Annotated in this window: 21 protein-coding genes; 14 read left to right on the top strand and 7 right to left on the bottom strand. The window is 68.7% G+C overall.

The genetic code is table 11. The annotated features are described in order from the left end of the window. Window positions 1-220: 220 nt before the first annotated feature. Both WS49_RS06080 and WS49_RS06085 read left to right on the top strand, forming a co-directional pair. Window positions 221-550: a DUF4148 domain-containing protein gene (locus WS49_RS06080; RefSeq protein ID WP_059525394.1), complete on the top strand. Its 330-nt coding sequence runs from the start codon at window positions 221-223 to the stop codon at window positions 548-550. Window positions 551-821: 271 nt separating this feature from the next. Continuing rightward, on the top strand, window positions 822-1,226 hold the full coding sequence (locus WS49_RS06085) for a lysozyme inhibitor LprI family protein (RefSeq protein ID WP_059525396.1): 405 nt from the start codon (window positions 822-824) through the stop codon (window positions 1,224-1,226). A 51-nt stretch (window positions 1,227-1,277) separates the two neighbouring features. Here WS49_RS06085 and WS49_RS06090 read toward each other — a convergent pair whose 3' ends face one another. Together WS49_RS06090 and WS49_RS06095 are read right to left on the bottom strand one after the other, a co-directional pair. Continuing rightward, entirely contained in the window at window positions 1,278-1,925 is a 648-nt protein-coding gene (locus WS49_RS06090) for a response regulator (RefSeq protein WP_059467935.1), read from the bottom strand. Then, entirely contained in the window at window positions 1,922-4,033 is a 2,112-nt protein-coding gene (locus WS49_RS06095) for a PAS domain S-box protein (RefSeq protein WP_059525398.1), read from the bottom strand. Before WS49_RS06095 ends, WS49_RS06090 begins: the two co-directional genes overlap by 4 nt. Before the next feature lie 319 nt (window positions 4,034-4,352). On the opposite strand from WS49_RS06095, the gene WS49_RS06100 reads away from it, so the two are divergent. The 5 genes from WS49_RS06100 (at window position 4,353) to WS49_RS06120 (ending at window position 9,867) form a co-directional block, all read left to right on the top strand. Next, window positions 4,353-4,823, top strand: a complete 471-nt coding sequence (locus WS49_RS06100) for a universal stress protein (RefSeq protein ID WP_059525714.1) — start codon at window positions 4,353-4,355, stop codon at window positions 4,821-4,823. Between the two features lie 356 nt (window positions 4,824-5,179). Then, window positions 5,180-5,686 carry a cupin domain-containing protein gene (locus WS49_RS06105; protein WP_059525716.1) on the top strand — a complete coding sequence of 169 codons (507 nt, stop codon included), beginning with the start codon at window positions 5,180-5,182 and terminating at the stop codon, window positions 5,684-5,686. A gap of 166 nt (window positions 5,687-5,852) precedes the next feature. Further along, window positions 5,853-6,878 carry a DedA family protein/thiosulfate sulfurtransferase GlpE gene (locus WS49_RS06110; protein ID WP_059525400.1) on the top strand — a complete coding sequence of 342 codons (1,026 nt, stop codon included), beginning with the start codon at window positions 5,853-5,855 and terminating at the stop codon, window positions 6,876-6,878. 440 nt (window positions 6,879-7,318) lie between these two features. Beyond that, complete coding sequence (locus WS49_RS06115) at window positions 7,319-8,701, top strand: amino acid permease (RefSeq protein WP_059525402.1); 1,383 nt, start codon at window positions 7,319-7,321, stop codon at window positions 8,699-8,701. Window positions 8,702-8,931: 230 nt separating this feature from the next. Next, window positions 8,932-9,867 (top strand): universal stress protein, encoded by a 936-nt coding sequence (locus WS49_RS06120; RefSeq protein ID WP_059525404.1) that lies wholly within the window; start codon window positions 8,932-8,934, stop codon window positions 9,865-9,867. Window positions 9,868-10,353: 486 nt separating this feature from the next. Here the strand turns inward: WS49_RS06120 and WS49_RS06125 are convergent, their stop codons facing one another. After that, window positions 10,354-10,764, bottom strand: coding sequence for a hypothetical protein (locus WS49_RS06125; protein ID WP_059525405.1), 411 nt, complete (start codon window positions 10,762-10,764; stop codon window positions 10,354-10,356). A gap of 562 nt (window positions 10,765-11,326) precedes the next feature. Here WS49_RS06125 and WS49_RS06130 point away from each other — a divergent pair. Continuing rightward, window positions 11,327-11,581, top strand: coding sequence for a DUF3562 domain-containing protein (locus WS49_RS06130; protein ID WP_059525407.1), 255 nt, complete (start codon window positions 11,327-11,329; stop codon window positions 11,579-11,581). Between the two features lie 219 nt (window positions 11,582-11,800). Then, window positions 11,801-13,600 carry a methyl-accepting chemotaxis protein gene (locus WS49_RS06135; protein ID WP_059525410.1) on the top strand — a complete coding sequence of 600 codons (1,800 nt, stop codon included), beginning with the start codon at window positions 11,801-11,803 and terminating at the stop codon, window positions 13,598-13,600. A 54-nt stretch (window positions 13,601-13,654) separates the two neighbouring features. Here WS49_RS06135 and WS49_RS06140 read toward each other — a convergent pair whose 3' ends face one another. Continuing rightward, on the bottom strand, window positions 13,655-14,692 hold the full coding sequence (locus tag WS49_RS06140) for a sigma-54 interaction domain-containing protein (protein WP_059525412.1): 1,038 nt from the start codon (window positions 14,690-14,692) through the stop codon (window positions 13,655-13,657). 330 nt (window positions 14,693-15,022) lie between these two features. Between WS49_RS06140 and WS49_RS06145 the strand changes: the two genes are divergently transcribed. Together WS49_RS06145 and WS49_RS06150 are read left to right on the top strand one after the other, a co-directional pair. Further along, window positions 15,023-16,993 (top strand): hybrid sensor histidine kinase/response regulator, encoded by a 1,971-nt coding sequence (locus WS49_RS06145; protein WP_059525413.1) that lies wholly within the window; start codon window positions 15,023-15,025, stop codon window positions 16,991-16,993. Between the two features lie 100 nt (window positions 16,994-17,093). Beyond that, window positions 17,094-17,723 carry a DUF4142 domain-containing protein gene (locus WS49_RS06150; protein WP_059525719.1) on the top strand — a complete coding sequence of 210 codons (630 nt, stop codon included), beginning with the start codon at window positions 17,094-17,096 and terminating at the stop codon, window positions 17,721-17,723. Window positions 17,724-17,730: 7 nt separating this feature from the next. On the opposite strand, the gene WS49_RS06155 is transcribed toward WS49_RS06150, so the two are convergent. From WS49_RS06155 to WS49_RS06165, 3 genes are all read right to left on the bottom strand, one after another. Further along, on the bottom strand, window positions 17,731-18,231 hold the full coding sequence (locus WS49_RS06155) for a PRC-barrel domain-containing protein (RefSeq protein WP_059525415.1): 501 nt from the start codon (window positions 18,229-18,231) through the stop codon (window positions 17,731-17,733). 66 nt (window positions 18,232-18,297) lie between these two features. After that, complete coding sequence (locus WS49_RS06160; protein ID WP_059525418.1) at window positions 18,298-18,729, bottom strand: CBS domain-containing protein; 432 nt, start codon at window positions 18,727-18,729, stop codon at window positions 18,298-18,300. A 340-nt stretch (window positions 18,730-19,069) separates the two neighbouring features. After that, a complete protein-coding gene (locus WS49_RS06165) occupies window positions 19,070-19,318 on the bottom strand; it encodes a hypothetical protein (RefSeq protein WP_059525420.1) in 249 nt (82 codons plus the stop codon). Window positions 19,319-19,459: 141 nt separating this feature from the next. Here WS49_RS06165 and WS49_RS06170 point away from each other — a divergent pair, with 141 nt between their 5' ends. The 3 genes from WS49_RS06170 to WS49_RS06180 all read left to right on the top strand — a co-directional run bounded on the left by WS49_RS06170 (window position 19,460) and on the right by WS49_RS06180 (window position 21,456). After that, window positions 19,460-19,759 carry a hypothetical protein gene (locus WS49_RS06170; RefSeq protein WP_059525422.1) on the top strand — a complete coding sequence of 100 codons (300 nt, stop codon included), beginning with the start codon at window positions 19,460-19,462 and terminating at the stop codon, window positions 19,757-19,759. 300 nt (window positions 19,760-20,059) lie between these two features. Then, the gene (locus WS49_RS06175; protein ID WP_044843100.1) at window positions 20,060-20,371 is read left to right on the top strand and encodes a hypothetical protein; all 312 of its coding nucleotides are present in this window, start codon (window positions 20,060-20,062) and stop codon (window positions 20,369-20,371) included. 206 nt (window positions 20,372-20,577) lie between these two features. After that, window positions 20,578-21,456 carry a MipA/OmpV family protein gene (locus WS49_RS06180; RefSeq protein WP_059525721.1) on the top strand — a complete coding sequence of 293 codons (879 nt, stop codon included), beginning with the start codon at window positions 20,578-20,580 and terminating at the stop codon, window positions 21,454-21,456. Window positions 21,457-21,525 lie beyond the last annotated feature (69 nt).

Genomic DNA, 21,525 nt, shown 5'->3' on the forward strand with positions numbered 1-21,525 from the left:
GACCGGGCAAACGTCGCAGCATGCTGCCGCATATTGGGTTCCGATCCGGCCATAATCCTCTGATGATTCAGCCGAATGCGCGGCAATTGTACGGATTCGGTCAACAGTGAATTTGCGATTTAAGTATTTACCCTGATAGCCGGGCCTCCTAGACTTCCATTCATGCGCAACGACTACCGAGTCCGAAGCGCCTGACAAAACAATCTGGAGGTAACGCATCATGAAATCGCTGATCAAGGCAGTTGCACTGGCCGCGCTGGTGGCCGCACCGATCGTCTCGTTCGCCCAATCGAACCAGCAGCCGCTGACGCGCGCGCAAGTGCGTGCCGAGCTGGTCCAGCTCGAAAAGGCCGGCTACAACCCGAACGACTGGATGAACTATCCGGAAAACATCCAGGCCGCACAGGCAAAGATCGCCGCGGCACAGAACACCGGTGCGCAGGCTGACGTAACGGGCTACGGCTCGAACCCGGTCGCGACGTCGCAGTCGGGCCAGCGCGTGACCGTGCCGGCAGCAGCCGATCGTTCGTCGGTGTACTTCGGCCACTGAGCAAGCCGTTCGCCGCGCGGCCGTCGGGCCGCCTGCAAAGCCGTACCGAAAAGCCTGCACTCGTGACGAGTGCAGGCTTTTTTGCGTGCGCGGCAAGCGTCACGCGGGCTGACAATCGATCGCGCGTGCGCTAGCATCGCGGTCGGCATTGCCACGCTGCGGCGGCCGCGACGGAAGTCGCGCCCGTCGGCCGGCGAGGTCGCGCACCGAGGCGCGGCGGCAAGCCCGGCATCACGTTCCACGACTTCAACGAAAACAAACAGGAGCATCCATGCGTGTCTTGACCGGTCTGCTGTGCGCGCTCGCGCTGACGGCGAACGTTGCCCATGCGCAGGCGAATTGTGCGGACGCGACGGATCAGGCGGCGATGACGGCGTGCGCCGATCGCGCGTACAAGAAATCCGACGCGGACCTGAACCGCACTTACCAGGCCGTCACCGCACGGCTGCGCGATGCGAAGCCGCTCGCGGAGAAACTCGTGAACGCGCAGCGCGCGTGGATCGCCTACCGCGACGCCGAATGCAGCTTCTCCAGCGCGAACGCCGAAGGCGGCAGCGTGTACCCGATGGTCGTGTCGACCTGCCTCGACGATCTGACCAGGACGCGCAACGAGACGCTGAAGGGTTATCTGTCCTGCGAGGAAGGCGACCTGGCCTGTCCGGTGCCGGGGAAGTAAGGCCGTGCAACGTCCAGCCGGCCCGCGCGTCGCGCGGCCGGCACGGTGCGCCTAGACGTCGTCCGTTTCGTCGAGCAGCTTGTGCCGCATCGCGTAGCGGACCAGCGCCGCTTCGTGCGGCATCTGCATCTTTTCGAGAATCCGGGTCTTGTAGGTGCTGACCGTCTTCGCGCTCACGCACAGCGCCTGTGCGATTTCGGTCAGCGTCTGTCCGGCGGCGATCCGGCGGAACACGTCGAACTCGCGGTCGGACAGCCGCTGGTGCGGCAGCGTCTCGGCCGGTTCGTTCAGGCTCTGCGCGAACTGCTCGGCCATCGCGAGACTCACGTAGACGCCGCCCGATGCAACCTTGGTCACAGCGCCGACCAGTTCGGCGCTCGCGCTTTCCTTGGTCAGGTAGCCCGACGCGCCGGCGCGGAACGCGCGCACCGCGTATTGCTGCTCCGCATGCATGGTCAGCACGAGCACGCGCAGCGCGGGCTTCTCGTCCTTGATCTGCTTGATCAGCTCGACGCCGTTGCGGCCCGGCATCGACAGGTCGAGCACCAGCACCTGCGCGGGCGTCGAACGAATCAGCGCGATCGTCGACGGCCCGTCGCACGCTTCGCCGGCCACTTCGAATGCGGTGGCGTTCTGGAGAATGTGCCGCAGACCGTCGCGCACGAGCGTATGGTCGTCGGCGATGAGCACCTTGATCATGTGAGGGTGGTTTCCTGTTGAACGGTGCCGAGCGGGAACGCGACCGTGATCGAGAAGCCGCGCGCGAGCGCGGTATCGATCGTCACGCTGCCGCCCAGCATGTGTGCGCGTTCGCGAATGCCGATCAGGCCGAACGACTTGTCCTCATGGGCGGCGCCGCCGGGTGCCGCGCCGCGGCCGTTGTCCGCGACGCGCAGCACGCAGAAGCCTTCCTCGATGTCGAGCCGCAGCGCGACGCGCGTCGCATCCGCATGGCGCGCGACGTTCGTCAGCGCTTCCTGGACGATCCGGAACAGCGTGGTCGCCCCGGTGCTGGTGAACGTGAGCCCGCCCGTTTCGATGCGGCGTTCGACGTCGATGCCGTAGCGGTTCGTGAAGTCGTTCGCCAGCCACTCGATCGCGGGCACGAGGCCGAGATCGTCGAGCATCACGGGGCGCAGGTCGGCTGCGATGCGCCGCACCGACGCGACGGTCGCGTCGATCAGCCGGCGCATGCCCTGCAGTTGCGACAGCACGTCGTCGTCGGGTTGCGCACGAGTCGGCGCGCGCAGTTGCTGCTCGATGACCGACAGATCCATCTTCAGCGCGGTCAGCTGCTGCCCGAGGTCGTCGTGCAGTTCGCGCGCGATGCGGGTCTTTTCCTCCTCGCGCACGTTCTGCAGGTTCGCCGACAGTTCGCGCAGTTCCTCGCGCGACTGCTTCAGCGCATTCTCGGCGCGCTGCCGCTCGGTGATGTCGCGCAACATCACCGTATAGAGCTTGCCCGACGCGTCTCGGATCTGCGAGATCGACGCCTCGATCGGGAATTCCTCGCCGTTGCCGCGCAGCCCGAACAGCACGCGCTGACGGCCCATCTGCCGCTCGGACACGCCCGTCACGCCGAACTGGTCGACGTGCTTCGCATGCGCGGCACGAAACCGCTCGGGGATGAAGCGCGACAGCGGCGCGCCGATCGCCTCCATCGCCGACACGCCGAATACCTGCTCGGCCATCGGGTTGAAGATCACGACCGTCTGCTTCTCGTCGATCGTGATGATCGCTTCCATCGACGAACGGATGATGCCCATCATCCGCGCCTCGTTCAGGATGCCGCGGCTGCTGGCGCCCGTATCGGCGGTGCCGGCGCGGCCGCGCAGCAGCGCATGGACGAGTGCCGCGAACGCGAACGATGCGATCAGCCCCGCCGCGAGCACCGTGCCCGCCGCGCGCTGCGCGCCGGTTGCGCTCGGGCGGCCGTCCGCGGAATAGGCGAGCGTCAGCACGGTCCCGCCGAAAGTCAGCTGGTCGGTGCGCCGCATCAGGTCGGGCGACGCGGAGGCCTCGTCGGTCGTCGTCTCGGCGCTCGCGATCGGCCGAGGATCGTCGCCGGCGCTGATTCGCAGGTCGAGCCCGCGTTCCGTGTCGAGCGCGCGCTCGATCAGGCGATTCGGGCTCACTTGCGCGAACAGCACGCCGTCGGCGCCGGTTTCATGGGCGCCGGCCGGTGCGGCGGTCGTGCGCTGCGACGCCGTCGCGGGCAGGAACAGCGTGAGGGTGCGCGCATCGCGGGAGGTGTCGTCGTCGGCCGAATGGATGCCGAGTGCGACATCGCCGGTCCGCAGCGCGCGCGCGAGCGGGGCCCGATCCGGCGCGCCGAAGCGCACGCCGGCCGAGCTCGACACGGGCGCGCCGAGCGTCGCCACCGCGAGCGGGCCGGCCGGCATCGGCGCGTGGCCGGCGAGGGCGCTGCGCGCCGCGGGCGACAGCGGCGCATAGCCGAACTGCCGGATCGGCGAACGCCCGCTGTCGAGCTCGAGCGTGTCGGCGTAGCGGCGCCATTGCTCGGGCGTCATCTGCGGCGCGAGCGCGAACGCGCCGCGCGTGCTTTCGAGCACGGCGACGCCGGCTTGCAGCTCGTGGCGCAGCATCGCCGTCACGTGCGTGGTGCGTCGCTCGAAGCGCGTATGGACGGCGCCTTGCCACTGCTCGCGAACGAGCAGCGCGACGCCGAGCGACAGCGCCGCGCCGGCGAACAGCGTAACGACGCCAGCCGCGAGCGGCTGGCGTAACATGATCTGGAAGCGCGTGGGCCCTCGGGCGTCACGCGGCGGGGTTCCACTGGCGGTCATTCGATGGCCATTCTGGTGTCGGGGCCGCCCGTGGCACTCGGGCGGCGCGGCATAACCGGGAAAAATCGCACCGGCCGCGTGCGGCGTTTATTTTCAAGATGAAATTGTGCGCGTTTTATGCGTTTTTTGTAATAGGGTCAGCTAAAAATGAGATAGCCGGGCGGTGCAGCGGGCGTCCCGGCCGCGATTGACACGCGTCAACCGGCGTGTCGGCACGTGGGGCAGACTGTTCGGCAGGCGAGCCGGCATCGGGCCGGCTTGCGGTGACGGGGGCGTCGTGCGCACGATGCGCGACGCGCGCCCGGTCGGAGGGTGGACCATGTACAAGCGGATTTTCGTCGGGCTCGATGGCAGCCCGAGTGCGCGTCTCGCGCTGAACGAAGCGATCAGGATCGCGGCGGCGTCCGGCGGCGAGGTCACGTGCGCGTATGTCGTCGAGCACCGGCCGCAGCTCGTCGACGTCGATGCGGGCTTCGCGGCCGAACACGACGGCGACGCGGCGGCAACCGATGCGGCGACGCCCGTGCTCGACGATGCGAAGGCGGCGCTCGCGCAGCGGAACGTGCCGGGCACCGTGCGCGCGCTCGACGCGTACGGCGAGGACATCGCCGCGGTGCTGATGCGCACGGCGGCCGAGGCCGGCGCCGATCTGATCGTGATGGGCACGAGCGGGCGGCACGGCCTGCGCCGGCTGCTGCTCGGCAGCGTCGCGGAATCGCTGCTGCGGGCGGCCGACCGGCCCGTGCTGCTGGTGCGCCACGACGAGCCGGCCGCGGCGGCATCCGCGTGACGGGGCGGTGCGGCGTCGCGCCGTGAGCGGCGGGCAGGCGGCCGCCGCGCGGATGGCGGTGCGATGGCGGGTGCGGCGGTGCGTCCGCGGCATCGATCGACGCGCGGCGGATATCTGGCGTCGCGACATCGCTGCGGTGTGACCGCGTGGCGCGGGTTGCATCGCGGCCCGCACTTCTGGCAGCATCGGCCGGTGTTCGCTTCATCGTCGCGCGCCGCGATTCGCGCGCGATTCAGTCGCCGCGTGCATGGTCGCGGCGATCGACGCAGCGGCACGCGACGTCGGCCGACGGGATTCACGAACGGCCGGGCCGTGTGCCGCGTGCCCGGTTCATTCCTTCACCGACGTCATCCGCCATGCCGATCTCCGCCGCCGACCTGATTCACCAGTTCGATCTGCAACCGCACCCCGAGGGCGGCTATTTCCGGGAAACCTACCGCGCGGCCGACACGGTCGTGCGTCCGGCCGACGGCGCGCCGCGCGCGGCGTCGACCGCGATCTACTACCTGTTGTGCGACGGCGCGTATTCGTCGTGGCACCGGATCCGTTCCGACGAGGTCTGGCATTTCTACGCGGGCGATCCGCTCGAAGTGTGGGTGCTCGACGAGCACGACGGCCTGACGATCCACCGGCTCGGCAACCCGCTCACGCACCCCGGCACCGTATTCCAGGCGGTCGTGCCGGCCGGGCGCTGGTTCGGTGCGCGCTGCGCGTCGCCGGAGCATGTCGCGCTCGTCGGCTGCACGGTCGCGCCGGGGTTCGAGTTCGCTGAATTCGAGCTTGCGGACGCGACGGCGCTGGCCGCCGCGTTCCCCGAGTACGCGGAATACGTCGCGGCGCTCGCGCAGCGCCCCGACGCGTGAGCGCGGCGGCCGCCTCCAACGGTAGCCGCTGCGCGCGGTCCCGGCCAAACCCGTTTAGAATGCACGATGGTGCGGGATCGGCCGCGGACGTGCCGCGGCGATCGCTGCCAGCCGTATCGACGGCCGCCTCCGTCGCACGGTCAGCATGTCTTCCAGGAGCGCCGCCGTGTGGCACTTTCCCATTGCGATTCCCTCGTCGCTCGGCCCGTGGGCCGTGTTCGCGAGCGTACTGATCACGCAGCTCGGCGTGCCGGTGCCGGCCGTGCCGATGCTGATTCTCGGCGGTACGATGGCGGCGATGGGGCAGGCGTCCTGGACGAGCATGTTCGCGGCGGCGATCGGTGCGACGATGCTTGCCGATTCGCTGTGGTTCTTCATGGGCCGCACGCGCGGCCGGCGCTTGCTGAACGGGCTCGTGCGATTCTCGCTGTCGCTCGATACGACGCTGCGTTTCGCGCGTAACGTATTCGAAAGATACGGCGCGCCGCTGCTCGTCCTCTCCAAATTCCTGCCGGGCCTCGGCCTCGTGTCGGCGCCGCTGCTCGGCACGACCGCGATCGGCATCGGCGTTTTCCTGTTCTGGGATCTGGCCGGCGCGTCGCTGTGGGCTGCGTTCTGGCTCGTCGGCGGCGCGGCCGTGCATGACCAGATCGTGCAGTTCGTGCTGTGGGTGCGCGCGAGCGGCGGCACGATCCTCGATGCGTTCCTCGCGATCTTCATCACGTTCCTGCTGTACCGCTGGGTGCGCCGCGTGCAGTTCCGCCGCTACCTCGCGCAGGTGCGCATCTCCCCGCCGCAGCTCGTCGAAATGATGACGTCGAGCGAGCCGCCGCTGATCTTCGATGCGCGACCGCGCGCGATTCGCGAACGCGAGCCGTACCGGATCGCCGGTGCGGTGCCGGTCGATCTCGATTCGCCGGACCTGCTGGATCCTGAGCTGCTGAAGCGGCCGATCGTCGTGTATTGCGTGTGCCCGAACGAGGCCACGGCGAAGCGTCTGATCGCGAAGATGCAACGCAAGAAGATGATCCACAACATCCGCGCGCTGAAGGGCGGCCTCGATGCGTGGGAAAAGCACGGCTATCCGGTCGAGCCGCTGCCGGCCGATCTCGATTCATCGCGGTATTTCGTGCGGCCGGAACATGCGGCGCTCGCAGGCGAATATACGGTGCGGGCGACGTTGTCGAAATAAATCGTGCGCGGGATTCTGCGCACATCCCGATTTCACCTCCGCTTTCACGCTTCGCATTCCCGCTAAAATCGGCTGGCGAGAAACCACTGATTATTCTTATAATCCCGCCTGCATATTGCGTGCGCTTGATTGCGCACATTCGACGCGCGTTCGTTCGCACCGAAAGCGATTGATCCCGTTGCTGCCCGTCACGCGCACAGCCGCGTCGCACGGGCTAGACGGGCGTATTCCGTGAAAGGCCCGATCCGTTTTCCGGATTGTTCCGGAAAATGCCGATAATCAGCGGCGATTCCAATCGGAGTGACGCAGTATCCGCAACGTTTTTCATCCGGAAAACGCTGGCGGGATTTTTCGTTTTCGGTTTGCCGGTATCGGCATGAACGGCCGCGCATTGACATCCACAATGACGGCGGCCCGTTCGCGGCTGCCAGGAGACGGACTTGAAACAACCAGAAGACCAGCTGCACCGCGGGCTGGAGGAGCGACACATCAACCTGATGGCGCTCGGCGCGACGATCGGCGTCGGCCTGTTCCTCGGCTCGGCCACCGCGATCCGCACAGCCGGCCCGGCCATCCTGCTGACCTACCTGCTGGGCGGAATCGCCATTTTCCTGATCATGCGCGCGCTCGGCGAAATGGCGATCTCCAATCCGGTCGCCGGCGCGTTCAGCCGCTATGCGCGCGACTACCTCGGCCCACTCGCGGGCTACCTGACCGGCTGGACCTACTGGTTCGTGTGGATCGTCACCTGCATGGCGGAGATCACCGCAGTCGGCGTCTACATGCACATGTGGTTCCCGGGCGTGCCGAATTGGATCTGGGCGCTCGCGGCGCTCACGGCGATGGGCGCGGTGAACTTCATCGCGGTCAAGCTGTACGGCGAATTCGAATTCTGGTTCGCGCTGATCAAGATCGTCACGATCGTGCTGATGATCGTCGGCGGCGGCCTCATGATCGCATTCGGCATCGGTAACGGCGGCGTCGCGACGGGCATCTCGAACCTGTGGGCCCATGGCGGCTTCATGCCGAACGGCATCGACGGCGTCATCGGCGCGCTGCCGATCGTGATGTTCGCGTATCTCGGCGTCGAGATGCTCGGCCTCACGGCCGGCGAGGCGCGCAATCCGGAGAAGTCGCTGACGAAGGCGGTGAACTCGGTATTCTGGCGCGTGCTGATCTTCTACATCGGCGCGCTGTTCGTGATCATGTCGCTCTATCCGTGGGACCAGATCGGCACGCAGGGCAGCCCGTTCGTGATGACGTTCTCGCGGCTTGGGATCCCGGCCGCCGCCGGCATCATCAACTTCGTCGTGCTGACCGCGGCGCTGTCGTCGTGCAACAGCGGCCTGTTCAGCACCGCGCGGATGCTCTACAACCTCGCGCAGCAGGGCCAGGCGCCGGCCAGCCTCGGTCGCGTGAACCGCAACGGCGTGCCGGTGTACGGCGTCGCCGTGTCGGTCGCGCTGCTGCTGATCGGCGTGCTGCTCAACTATCTGGCGCCGCAGCAGGTGTTCACGTGGCTGACGTCGGTGTCGACGTTCGGCGCGATCTGGACGTGGTGCGTGATCCTGATCGCGCAGATGCGCTTTCGCCGCACGCTGTCGGCCGACAGGATCGCGCGCCTGCCGATCCGCGTGCCGTTCTATCCGCTCGGCTCGTTCGTCGCGCTCGGGTTTCTCGCGCTGGTCGTCGTGCTGATGGCATTCACGCCGGACACGCGTGTCGCGCTCGTGATCGGCCCGGCGTGGATCGTGCTGCTCGGCATCGCATACGCGGTGTTCTACGCGAACCGCGCGGGCGTGCCCGCGTCGACGAAGTCGTAAGCGGGCAGGGCAAAAGTCGCTGCGCGGCGCATCGCGGCCCGCACGGGCATTGATTACGATCATGCACGTGCGGGCCGGACGACATATGCTGTCTGAATCGCTTGTCCGCGCTTCGCGTGGCCGTCCGCCGATCCCTGCGACCGCGTCGGCCGTTCGTCCGCCGCGCGCCGCCGCCCGCGCGAAGCTCCGGTCGTCGTCCGCGACGACGCGTCCGCCAGGAGATCTTCGCCATGCCATCCAGCCCGACCATCCCGCCGCTCGCCCGAATTTCGCTGGCCGTCGACCTGACGCCGGAATCGCTGGCCGCCGCGCGCTACTTGCGCACGCTGCTGCGTCCCGGCATGCAGGTACGGATTGTCTGCGCGATCGACAATCCGCGTCTCGTGCTGCCCGACATTCCGCGCGTCGACGCGCTGCTGACCTCGGCGCGCGAGGAGATGACGCGCGAGGCGCAGGCGACGCTCGAGCGCATCGCGGCGCTGTTCGCCGGGAGCGGCGCGGAGATCGAGCAGGTGATCATCGATACGTCGGTCACGGGCGGCACGGTGGCCGATGCACTCGCGAACGATACGTCGGCGTCGCGCGCCGACGTGCTCGTGGTCGGCGCCAATCCGCACCATGGGCTGTTGCGGCTCGTCGAGGGCGCGGTGTCCGACACGCTGGCCTCGCGCGCACGCTGCGCGCTGCTGATCGTGCCCGCCGACTACACGCGGCCGTCGGAGGGACCGCTGCAACGCCTGATGTTCGCCGTGGACGGCAGCGAGCCGTCGCTGCATGCGGTGCGCGTCGGGCTCGGCTTCGCGGCGCCGACGACGCTGCTGTATGCGGCCTATGTCGTCGATCGGGCGGTTCGTCTGACGGATCTCGTGCCGGTGCGCGCGCTCGAGGACGCGTATCGCGCGGAGGGCGAGGATGCGCTGGCGCGGGTCGGCCCGCTGTTCCATGCAATGGGGAATCCGACCAAGCGCGGCATCGTCGAAACCCGTCCGACCAGCGACGACGTCGCCCATGCATTGATGCGCGACGCGGTGCACTGGCATGCGGAACTGCTGGTGGTCGGCACGCATGGCCGGCGCGGCATTGCCGCCTGGCTGATCGGCAGCGTGGCGCGCCGGATCGCGCATCTCGCGCAGGTGCCGGTGCTGCTCGTGCGCGGCGCGGAGTGAACGTCGCGACGCGGCGGTGGTGAAGCGGCATTTCATTGACCTGCATCAGAATCGCCGTGCACCTCGCATGAGATAGTGACAGAACGTCCGTCGTCCCGTTTTGGGGCGCGACGATTCGATACGTCGGGTCCAGAACCGCGCGAACGGGCGCATATCCGACGCGGTTGCGCCCGCTTCAACCGATTTCCGGCGCCGTGCCACGCAGCGCGTGGCGCATCAGCCGATCACGAACTCTCTGGCGCGAGGGTAGGCAGCCGACGGCTGCCTTGGAATGACGGACGGGGTGATTTTCACCCCGTCCGCTTCCTGGCCCCGTGCAGACTACTTTCCTCGCAGGTATTTTTGGGTCGATGTCGCCGTGCGGAACGGCGTGTGGCGGCACGCGATGTGCCGTCGCGCGGTCGACGCGCGGCGGTCGCCGCCGATTGGCGTGGCAGCCTTCGCAACCATCGCGCGGCCTCGTGCCGCGTCGGCTGCGTTCGGCCTTTACGCGATGCGAGGCGCTCGCAGGTCGTGCCGACTACGGGCGCCGCGGCATCCGCGTGCGCGCCGACGCGCGCCATGCAGCCGTCCTCGTCCGCCCGGCGTGCGATTGCGCAGCCGTGGCCAGCCGGGGCGCGCCTTGCGGCGCGGCCTGACGACGACCGGTGCGTCGGCACGGGCCCGCGCGCAAAGGGCGGCGGCGAAGCGCTGCAGCGCGAGCACCGATCCCATGACGCTCTGGTATTTCTCGCGGCCGATCTGCCCGTCGAGCGTGACGAGCAAGCCCGATTCGCGCGCGAGCGCGAGTAACGCGTCGAGATCGTCGGGCGGGCGGATTGCGACCGGCACGGAATGCGCGGACAGCATGCGCGTGCGCCGCTGTCCGTCCCGCGCCGGGAAGTTGCGATGGGCCATGATGGTCTCCTGCGCCCGACCCCGCGTGCCGGCTCGATGGCCGGCTGAGCGATGACCGGGTATGAACGCTTCGTTCATGACGTCAGTATCCGCCGCGCAGGCCGCGCTGCCAATCGGCGCGCGCTGAAGTCGCTGTCAGGCATTGCGTGCGAGGTATCGGAATCCGCTGACAAGAACGGCCGGCACGCGATGTGCGGCGCCCCGATCCGGTGCATTCGAACAGACGAATCACAGCTGGCGAGCGTCGCTTGACGCAGGATTTCGGACGGTCTAAGTTTCCGAGTGCATCGCCGTCGCGCGACGGTTCGTCGTCCGCGCGATCGGCGATGCCGCGCCTCGGGGAGGCGTGGACAATCCTTCCAGTCGTTCGCGGGCCACGCGCGCCGCGAATCCTGCGCACGGGCCGATCCAGCGACGGATCGGCGCGGCGGCACGCAACGTGCCGTTGATCGCGCGCAAACACGCTTCGGCGCATCGCACGCCGGGCGGCTATCCAGTCTCTAATCTAATCTTCCGGTAAGTCGTCTTTTCCTTTCGTTCCTCGACCGCCAGGAGCCCGTCGATGTCACAGGACAATATGCTTGATGCTTTGAAGGCCGTCGCCGAAGCGCGCGCGATCGGCGACGACCAGTTGCGCACGATGCTCGACGACGAAGTGCGTGCGTTGTCGTCCGATGCGCGCGTGCACGACTACATTCACGTGTTCGCGATCCGCCACTTGCGCGAACGCATGCGCAGACAGGACGACCTCGAGCGCGACACGCCAGCCAGTACGCCGAACCGGGAGCCGGATACGAATACCAGTCGCCGTCTGTGAAAGGGGGGCCGGCTGCGGCCGGCGCCACCACCGCCGACGCGCCATGCCGCATAGGCAACCACCCCGCGCAAGCTTGCGGACAACGCCCCTGCGGCCGTCGGCGTTTTTCGTCATACGTTTCATCGAATCGACACAACAGGCTCAAGTAAGCGGCGCGAATGCCGTTTACCCGGTGAATCCGTCCACCGGGCGTTCGCGCTCCCTTACCGAGTCGTTGCCATGTTCTCGTCCATCCGCACCCGCATTCTTGCAGCGTGCGTCGCCATCGTCGTATTCGCGCTCGTCGCCACCACGCTGATCAATTACTTCATCGCGCATGCGTACAACGACGATGCGATCGACCGCAACCTGAAATCCGTCGCCAGCGGCCACGTGGTCGGCATCGGCGACTGGGTCGCGACCCGGAGCCGGATGATCGCGTCGCTGCAGGACGCCGCGCTGTCGCCCGATCCGCTGCCGGTGTTCAAGCAGATGGCCGCGGCCGGCGGCTTCACGAACGTCTACGCGGGCTACGCGGACAAGGTGTTCCGTTTCTCCGACCCGACCGGCATCCCGCCCGACTACGACCCGACCGGCCGCCCGTGGTACAAGCAGGCCGCACAGGCCGGCAAGCCGGTCGTCACGCCGCCGTACGTCGATGCCGGCACCGGCAACCTGGTCGTCACGTTCGCGGTGCCGATCCTGCGCGACGGCGCGCTGAAGGGCGTCGTCGCGGCCGACGTCGCGATGGACAGCGTGATCGCGAACGTGAAGTCGATCCGCCCGACGCCCGCGAGCTTCGGGATGTTGATCGACAGCAGCGGCCACGTCGTCGCGCATCCGGACGCGAAGCTCACGCTGAAGCCGGTCGCCGACGTGTCGCCCGACCTCGGCGCCGTGAGCGCCGCGTCGCTGGCCGCGGCCGTCGCGCCGGTCGAGGTGCAGGTGGGCGGCGATGCGAAGCTGGTGCGCGCGCAGGCCGTGCCCGGCACCGACTGGTACGCGCTGGTCCTGCTCGACAAATCGGAAGCGACGGCAGGGATGCGCTCGCTGCTGACCGCGTCGCTGGTCACGCTGGTGGTGATCGTCGGCGTCGCGTCGCTGATCGTCGGCGCGATCACGGCAACCGCGTTCCGCCGCCTGTCGCAGGTGCGCCAGGCGATGGCGTCGATCGGCTCGGGCACCGGCGACCTGACGCAGCGCCTGCCGGCCGAAGGCCGCGACGAGGTGGCCGACATCGCGCGCTCGTTCAACAGCTTCGTCGACAAGCTGAACGACGTGATGCGGCAGATTCGCGATGCGAGCGAATCGGTGCGCACGGCCGCGAACGAAATCGCCGCGGGCAACCAGGACCTGTCGTCGCGGACCGAATCGGCGGCGGCGAGCCTCGAGCAAACGGCCGCATCGATGGAAGAGATCACGGCGACGGTCGGCCAGTCGGCGGCCGCCGCCGGCCAGGCCGACGAACGGGCGGCCGCGGCGTCGCGGATCGCGTCGCACGGCGGCGTGGTCGTATCGGACGTCGTGTCGACGATGGGGAAGATCGAGGAAGCGTCGGGCCGGATCGGCGACATCATCGGCGTGATCGACGGGATCGCGTTCCAGACCAACATCCTCGCGCTGAACGCGGCCGTGGAAGCCGCGCGTGCCGGCGAGCAAGGGCGCGGTTTCGCGGTCGTCGCGCAGGAAGTGCGCAGTCTCGCGCAACGCAGCGCGCAGGCCGCGCGCGAGGTGAAGGTGCTGGTCGAGTCGACGGTGGCGAGCGTGTCGGCCGGGTCGGGGCAGGTGCGTCAGGCCGGCGACACGATGCGCGAAATCGTGTCGAACGTCGCCAACGTGACGACGATCATCTCCGAGATCACGCACGCGGCGAACGAGCAGACGCGCGGCATCCAGGAAGTGAACCGCGCGGTCACGCAGCTCGACGAAATGGTGCAGCAGAACGCGGCGCTCGTCGAACAGTCGACCGCGGCCGCGACCGCGCTGCAGACGCAGGCGAACGCGCTCGCGACGACGGTCGGGCAGTTCAAGGTCGCGTGACCTGCATCGGTTGATGCAGGTCGAGCGCGCCACGCGCGACGCCCTCGGCGATGCTCAGCCGTTGCCGCCGTCGCGCATCAGCGCCAGCCGGTTGTAGAGCGTCTTCAGGCTGATGCCGAGCGCTTTCGCCGCTTGCGGCTTGTTGCCGTCGAAGTGCTGCAGCGTCGCCGCGATGAAACGCTGCTGCGCGTGGTGCAGCGTCGCGCCGAGCGGCAGCGCCATCGCATCGTCCGATGTATGGTCGGGCAACATCGTCGGCTTCGGCAGCGCGACGTCGATGCCGTCGTCCGCGAGGATGTACGCGCGCTCGATCGTGTTGTGCAATTCGCGCACGTTGCCGGGCCACGAATACGCGCGCAGCGCGGCGATCGCCGCGTCGGTCAGACGCTTGTGCGAGTGGTGCCGCACGTTGAGCACATCGACGAACTCGTGCGCGATCGCCTCGACGTCGCCGCTGCGCTGGCGCAGCGGCGGCACGTACAGCGCGAACGCGGCGAGACGATAGAACAGATCCTCGCGCAGCCGGCCGTCGCGCACGGCTTCGGCGGGATTGTGGCGGGTCGCCGACACGATGCGCACGTCGAGCGGAATCGACTCGGTGCCGCCGACCCGCACGATCGTGTTCGATTCGAGCGCCCGCAGCAGCTTCACCTGCAGCGACGCGGGCATCTCCGCGATCTCGTCGAGCAGCAGCGTGCCGCCGAACGCGGCTTCGAAGAATCCTTCACGTTGCGCGATCGCGCCGGTGAAGCTGCCTTTCTCGTGGCCGAACAACTGCGCTTCGGCGATGTCCGCCGGAATCGCGCCGCAGTTGACGGGGACGAACGGCCCGTCGCGTCGCGCGCTCAGGTCGTGCAGCCGCCGCGCGACGATATCCTTGCCGACCCCGCTTTCGCCGGCAATCATCACGCTGGCGCGGGTCGGAGCGATTTTCTCGATACGGCCGAGCAGCGTGCGCATCGCCGCGGAGCGGCCGGACAGCCGGCGCGCGTCGGCACGTTGCTTCGGACGGTTTGCGGATTCGGCCATAGGCGTCAGCGGGCCGTTTTGAAAATCGGCACCGCGCATCCCCTTCTTTGCAATATCTATCATCGACAGCGAAACCGCACGGAAGGTGCCGCGATTTAGAAATTTCCAATGCCCGGTGCGATGACGGAAGAAATATGCGATCGCTGGGGCACGATGCCGCCGCCGGTGCTTTTTTACAGCCGACGAATGAGAAATTGAAAGATATCGGCCGTCGCGTTCCCCGCAAGCACGGCAGGCCGTTGAGCGACGCGGCGCGACGGCACGCACACCTGACCTTGCCGCGAAGTCGCCGGGCGCGATGCGGCGGGTACGCGCATTGCGGCGTTCATAGGCTCGCCGGGTCCGCTCGGCGGCATGCCTTCGAGCGACGGTCGCAGGCGATGCAGGGAAACGATGAGAACTTTTACCCGCGAGCTGTTTCGGCAAGGCGCATGGGTCGCGCTGGCCGTCGGGCTGGCGTCCGCGCTGCAGGCGTGGGCGATTCACGTCGTCGGCATGCGCGAACCATTTGCGCCGCTGCCTTTGTACGTCGGTGTCGCGGCTGCGGCCTGGCTGACTTCGTTCGGCGGCGGTCTGGCGGCGACCGCCGCGAGCGCGGTCGTGATCGGCGCGTTGTGGTGGCGCGACATGTCGCTGCCTGCGCTGCTCATGCGGGCCGGCGTCTTCGTTGCGATCGGCTTCGTCGAGTGCATGCTCGTGCTGGCCGTCAAGCCGCTGCTCGCGAGCGACCGGCTGCGCGGGGCCGACGACGATGCCGAAGGAGATGATGCACGCACGCCGAGCCGCGAACCGGCGCCCGCGCCGCGTGCACTCGACGACATCCTGCTGCGCCGCGTGGTCGAAGCATCGCCCGACGCGATCATCGGCGTCGACGCCGCACGGCGGATCACGAGCTGGAACCCGGCGGCGCGGCGCCTCTTCGGCATGGAGGTCGCGGCGGTGATCGGACACGACGTCACCACGCTGATCGCGCCGCGCTGGCTGCGGCTGCATCCCGTTCCCGCTTCGTTCGCGAACGCGCGTGTGCCCGCCGGCCCGCTCGACGTTCTGTGCGTGCGGCACGACGGCGGCCGGTTTCGCGCGACTTTCGCGGCAGCGCCGATCGTCGACGCGCAAGGCAACTGCACCGGCCTGTCCATGACGCTGCGCGAGGCGCGCGAACGCCGCCGCGACGAGCGGCGCTATCTGCGCTCGCTGCGCGGTGCGCGCGACGCGCGCGTGCAGGCCGACGAATCGAACCGGTTGAAGGACGAACTGCTGGCCACCGTGTCGCATGAATTGCGCACACCGCTCAATGTGATCTACGGCTGGGTCGAGGTGCTGCGCAACGCCGAGGGCCAGAGCTTCGCGCACCAGGCGATCGACGCGATCGATCGTAGCGCGCGGTCGCTGTCGCGGATGGTCGGCGACCTGCTCGACGCGTCGTCGCTCGCGACGGGCCGGATGCGGCTCGAACGCACGCCCGTCGACCTGGTGCGCGTCGTGAACGAGGCGGTGCGCGAGCTCGGCGCGACCGCGGAGGCGAACGGGCTCGAACTGTCGACCGCGTGCGCGATGTCCAACTGCGTGATCTACGCGGACGGCGAGCGCATTCGTCAGGTGCTGTCGAACCTGCTGTCGAACGCGATCAAGTTCACGCCGCCGGGCGGCCAGATCAAGGTGTCGCTGACCCGGGCCGGCGCGCGCGTACGGCTGTCGGTCGCCGATTCGGGGCAGGGCATTTCGGCGGAACGCCTGCCGCATCTGTTCGATACGTTCAACCGGCCGGAAGGCGCGTCCGCGTCGCCGAAGCGCGGCCTCGGGCTCGGCCTGTCGATCGTGCGCAACATCGCGCGGCTGCATGGCGGCGAGGTTGCGGCCACGAGCGAAGGTGCCGGGCGCGGCACGACCGTGACGGTCATGCTGCCGGTGGAATGGGGCGCGGACAATCTGACCGGCCGGCCGTTGCGGCCGAGCGGGGCGTCGACGGCGGTCGCGCTCGACGGCCAGCGCGTGCTGGTGGTCGACGACGACGCGACGTCGCGCGCGAGTCTCGCGGCGGCGCTCGAAACACTCGGCGCCCAGGTGTCGACCGCACAATCGGGGCGCGACGCGCTCGACGTGGTGGCGCGGCAGCCCCCGAGCGTCGTGCTGTCCGATCTCGCGATGCCGGACGGCGACGGCTTCTGGCTGCTCGACCACATCCGCCATTTGCAGAACGGCAGCGGGCGTCTGCCCGTCGTCGCGGTGACCGCGCACGCGGGCACGGCGGACCGGAACCGCGTGATGGCTGCCGGCTTCGACGCGTATCTGTGCAAGCCGGTCGACATGCCGACGCTGGCCAGCGTGATCGTCGACGTGGCGGGCGCCGGACGGCACCGCTGACGCACGGCGGCCTCCGCAACACCCACCGGGAGGCACGATGAAGCGATCGAACAACACGCGGCGCGACGACACCGGCGGCAAGCCGGCGCGCGCCGGGCGCATGGCGTTGAGCGTGCGGCTCTCGTTTGCCGGCAACGCCTGCTTGCTGGTATCGGGCGTGCTCGCGGCGTTCTGCGGGTCGGCATGCACGCCGGCGCATGCGCAGGCGCCGCCTGCATCGTCCGTTCGTGTCGCGCCGGGCGTCGTCCGTCCCGGCGAGACCGCCGACGAGGCGGATATGACGCGGCGGCCGAACGGCATCGACGCGGAATTCGTCGACAAGGCGGGCATCGTCGGCAAGACGGAACTGCAGGCGAGCCAGCTCGCGCTCGATCGGTCGTCGAATCCGGACGTGAAGGCGTTCGCGCGCCGGATGATCGACGATCACGTTCGCGTCGCCGCGGAATTGCGCCGGCTCGGCGCGCAAAAGGGCTTGCCCGTGCAGACGCGCATGCTGGTCGATCCGGCGCTGACGGCACTGCGAACCATGAATGGCGACGCATTCGACAAGGGGTACATCGCGCTGGCGGGACCGAACGCGCACGAGGCGGCGATCAGGCTTTACGAAGCCGAAGCGCGCAACGGCCACGACCCGCAGCTTCGCGCGTTCGCGGCCGACACGCTGCCGACGCTGAAGACGCATCTGGGCGCCGCGCGCGCGCTCGAGCGTTCGATCGCGGCCGCGCACTGATCCGCGATCAGTGCCGCCGCGTGTCGTTCTCGGGGCCGCCCGGCGACGCCTCGTACGGCGGCGAGTCGAGCGCCGTTTCGCCTTCCTCGATCAGCCAGTACGGCGACGCGCCGTAATGCGCGTGCAGCGCCTCGGCCCACGCGGGATCGGCCATCGTCGGCCAGCGGTCCTTCTCGAAGCCCGGGGCGTCGCGCACCTGCTCGGTCGGCACGGGCAGCACGAAGCAGCGGCGCTCGACGTCGAGCGTCAGCACGCTCCACGGCACCGCGAGCAGCTTGTCGCCGATCCCGGCAAATCCGCCCGACGACACGACCGCGTACGCGATCCGGCCCGAGCGGATGTCGAGCATGATGTTCGTGACCTTGCCGATGTCGTCGCCGTCGATCGTCAGCACGCGATCGTTTTCCAGCGTGCCGGCGGCCATTACGTCCGGCCCCGGCCCGCCGGCCGAACGGCCGCGGTCGCCGACAATGCGCGCCTGCGTGCGCGACGGTCTGTCCGTTGTCATCGCTTTTCTCCTGGTCGAAGCGGCGCGGCGCATACGGCGCGCGGGCAGCGCGGTTGGGATGGCCGCTCAGCGGCGGCGCGGCAGCGACACATCCTCGAGCGTATTCGCCAGCTCGTCGCGTGCCGGGCCGCCCGCGCGCGTCGCGATGTCGCCGAGCGACACCATCCCGACGATCTGGTGGTTGGCGTCGAGCACCGGCATCCGGTGCAGCTGTATGTCGGCCATCCGCTGCTGCACGTCGCCGACACCGTCATCCTCGACGCACCACTGCACCGGCGCCGATGCGACCACTTTCACGGGGGTATCGGGCGGATGCCCGTGCGACAGCGCGCGTATCGCGAGGTCGCGGTCCGTCACGATCGCGACGAGCCCGCTGCCGTCGCACACCGGCAGCACGCCGATGTCGAAGCGCTGCATCAATTCGGCTGCATGGCGAATCGTGTCGGTGGGCGCGACGCACACTACGTCGCGCGACATGATTTCATTGACGCGATACATGAACGCCTCCTTCGTGAGGGAGACGATGCGGAAGCAGGACGCGTGCCGCGTTCAATCGACAGGCGCGGGACCTGCGCGGCCGTGCCACGGAGAAATTTGCCAGCCGGGTTGTACATCTTCCACGGCGGCAGCCGTGGCCGGGCCGCCTGCCGCGCTCAGTGGCCGACCCCCGTCATCACGACGATGGCGAGGACCAGCGCACTCTCGATCGCGGCCAGCGCTGCGACGCCCGCGGCGCCGCTGACTTCGTGCCATGCACGTTCAATGCGTTTCATCAGTTCACTCCGGTTGTGCCGGCCCGTCGCCACGCTGCCGCGCATCGCGGGCCGGGGTGCCGCCGTCAGCCGTGATCGCGGGGCGGTGGCGGGGCGTCGGGCGCGCGACGGTGGCGTTCGCCGGACGGCTTGCCGGGGTCGATGCGGGTCGCGCCGCCGACGGCGGGCGGATCGCTGGCCGGGAATGTCTCCTCGAGCCCTTCGTCGATGCGTTTCTCCGTCTTGTCTTCGGACGGCTTGCGCGACGCGGCCAGAGAGAGCGGGCCGGCAGCCGGTGACACGGCGCTGCGGCTGCCGGGGGCGGATGCGGTCATGATCGAACCTCCTTACGGGTACGACGGCCGCAAGCGCCGTGCCCGCGCGGCAGGGGCGGCATGACGCTTGCAGTCGTCGGGGCGGCCGGACGGGCGCAGATGCGGGCGGCCCGCCGCCGGTGTGGACGAGAGGACATCGTGATGATTGAACCCAGGAAAAGGATACGTTACGACGCGAACGTGTGCGGCGGCGATTTCCGCGATGTGCGCGAACGGTTCGACACGTGGAAGCGTGAATCGCGGATCCATCGGCCCGAGCGGCGCGTGTTCGACGGGAAGGACGAAGTCCGCGAGCTGAACCATACCGTCTACGCGGGGCCGGAAAGCGCGCAGCGGGCGCTGGTCGCGCGATGCGCGCCGTCCGATCCGTTCGCGCTCGCGGTGCGGCTCGCCGCCGAAGGGCGCACCTTGTGGCTGGTGATGGCGGCATACGACGCATGACGGCGTGCGCGGTTGCGCCGCCGGGCAGGCACATCGGTTGCGTGCGCTCGCCGCGCCAATCGACACGCGCGAGCCGCCGCGCAGGAGTGACATGAGCATGCGATCCATGCTGCACCGACCCGAGCCGACGCCCGACGTCGATCCCGACCCGGCGCTGCCCGAGCGCGACGATCCGTTCGATCCGCCCGTGCCCCCGGGGCTGCCGCAAGGCGATCCGCCGTCGCAGCCGCCGCCGATGCGAATGCCGGGCGGGCGCAGCCAACCACGGCCGGCCGCGCGATCACTGAAAGGAGGACCATCATGGACATTCACGTGCAATCGCCCGACAAGCGCGCGATCGCCCAGGTGCTGGGCCGCTATTTCGAGTCGCGTTCGCTGCGCTATCACATCGAGGAGTTGCCGGGCGGCGTGCTGCATATCGGTTTTCGCGCGAGCGGGCGCCCGGTCGCCGTCACCGTGTCGTTCGACGACACCGCCTACGACACCTACACGCACTGGGACGCGAGCCAGAAGCAGCTCGCGCTCGGGCGTCTCGCCGACGGCTTCTCGCGCATGATGGCGAAGCGCAGTCCGGCCGCGCTGGCCGGCGACTATCACGTCGAGCGTTTCTGATTCCGCAATCCTGCGCCCGTTCGTACCGGAAACCGGCAAAGTGCCCGTGCTCAACGGGCGCTTTGCGGCTACGCGCGCGTCGCGTAGGATGTTCACAATTCAGCGCACGCTACGTTCGCGCCGTCGGCTGCCTGCCGTTGCAGCCGATCGGGATGCGACGCGCTTTCCCTCAGGTTCGTTTCATGCAACCGACGGAGACCGCCTTGATGACCGTTGCCCGCCCGTTGTTGTCGCCCGGCGCTCGCCGGTTCGTGTCCGGCCTGTCGGCCTTCGCCGCGCTCGCAGCGGCGGGTGCGCGCGACGCGTCGGCGCAGACGCCTTCGCCGCTCGGCGAATGGCAATACTCGGCGGGCGTTCCGCTGCAGAAACTGTTCAGTCCGACGGTCCCGACGTGGCAGGTCAGCGTCGGCGCGGCGATGACGCTCCAGCCGCGCTACGCGGGCTCCGACCGCTACCGCGTGATGGGCGGCCCGAATGTCGACGTGCGCTATCGCGACCTGTTCTTCCTGTCGACGGGCGAGGGGCTCGGCGCGAACGTGCTGCGCGGGCCCAACTGGCGCGTGAGCCTGTCGGTCGGCTATGACCTCGGGCGCCGCTCGGCCGACGACCTCGACCACCTGAACGGGCTCGACAACATCAACGCGGCGCCGGTGATGAAGCTCGCGGCCGATTACGTGATCTCGAAGGAATTTCCGCTCGTGCTGCGCGCGGATGTCCGGCGCAGCATCGGCGGCTCGAACGGCTGGGTCGGCGATTTCTCTGCGTACATGCCGATGCCGGGCAGTAACGAACACTTCTTCTGGTTCGCCGGGCCGACGGTGTCGTTCGCCGATTCGCGCTACATGAACAGCTGGTTCGGCGTGAACGCGGGGGCGTCCGCCCGTTCGGGGCTGCCGGCCTATTCGTCGGGCGCGGGGATGAAGTCGTTCGGCGCGGGCGTGACGATGGTCTGGTTCATCGACAAGCACTGGTTCGTGACGATGGACGGCGCGATCGAACAGCTCGTCGGCCGCGCACGGCGCAGCCCGGTCACGCAGCAGTCGACGAACGGCGTGTTCGACATGTCGGTGAATTACCAGTTCTGAACCGGACCGGCGGGGGCAGCCGTGCGCGGCGCGGCATGCGGCATTTTTCGTCACATTTGATATGATTCC

The organism is Burkholderia sp. RF7-non_BP4 (genome assembly GCF_001521935.1).
Lineage (GTDB): Bacteria > Pseudomonadota > Gammaproteobacteria > Burkholderiales > Burkholderiaceae > Burkholderia > Burkholderia diffusa.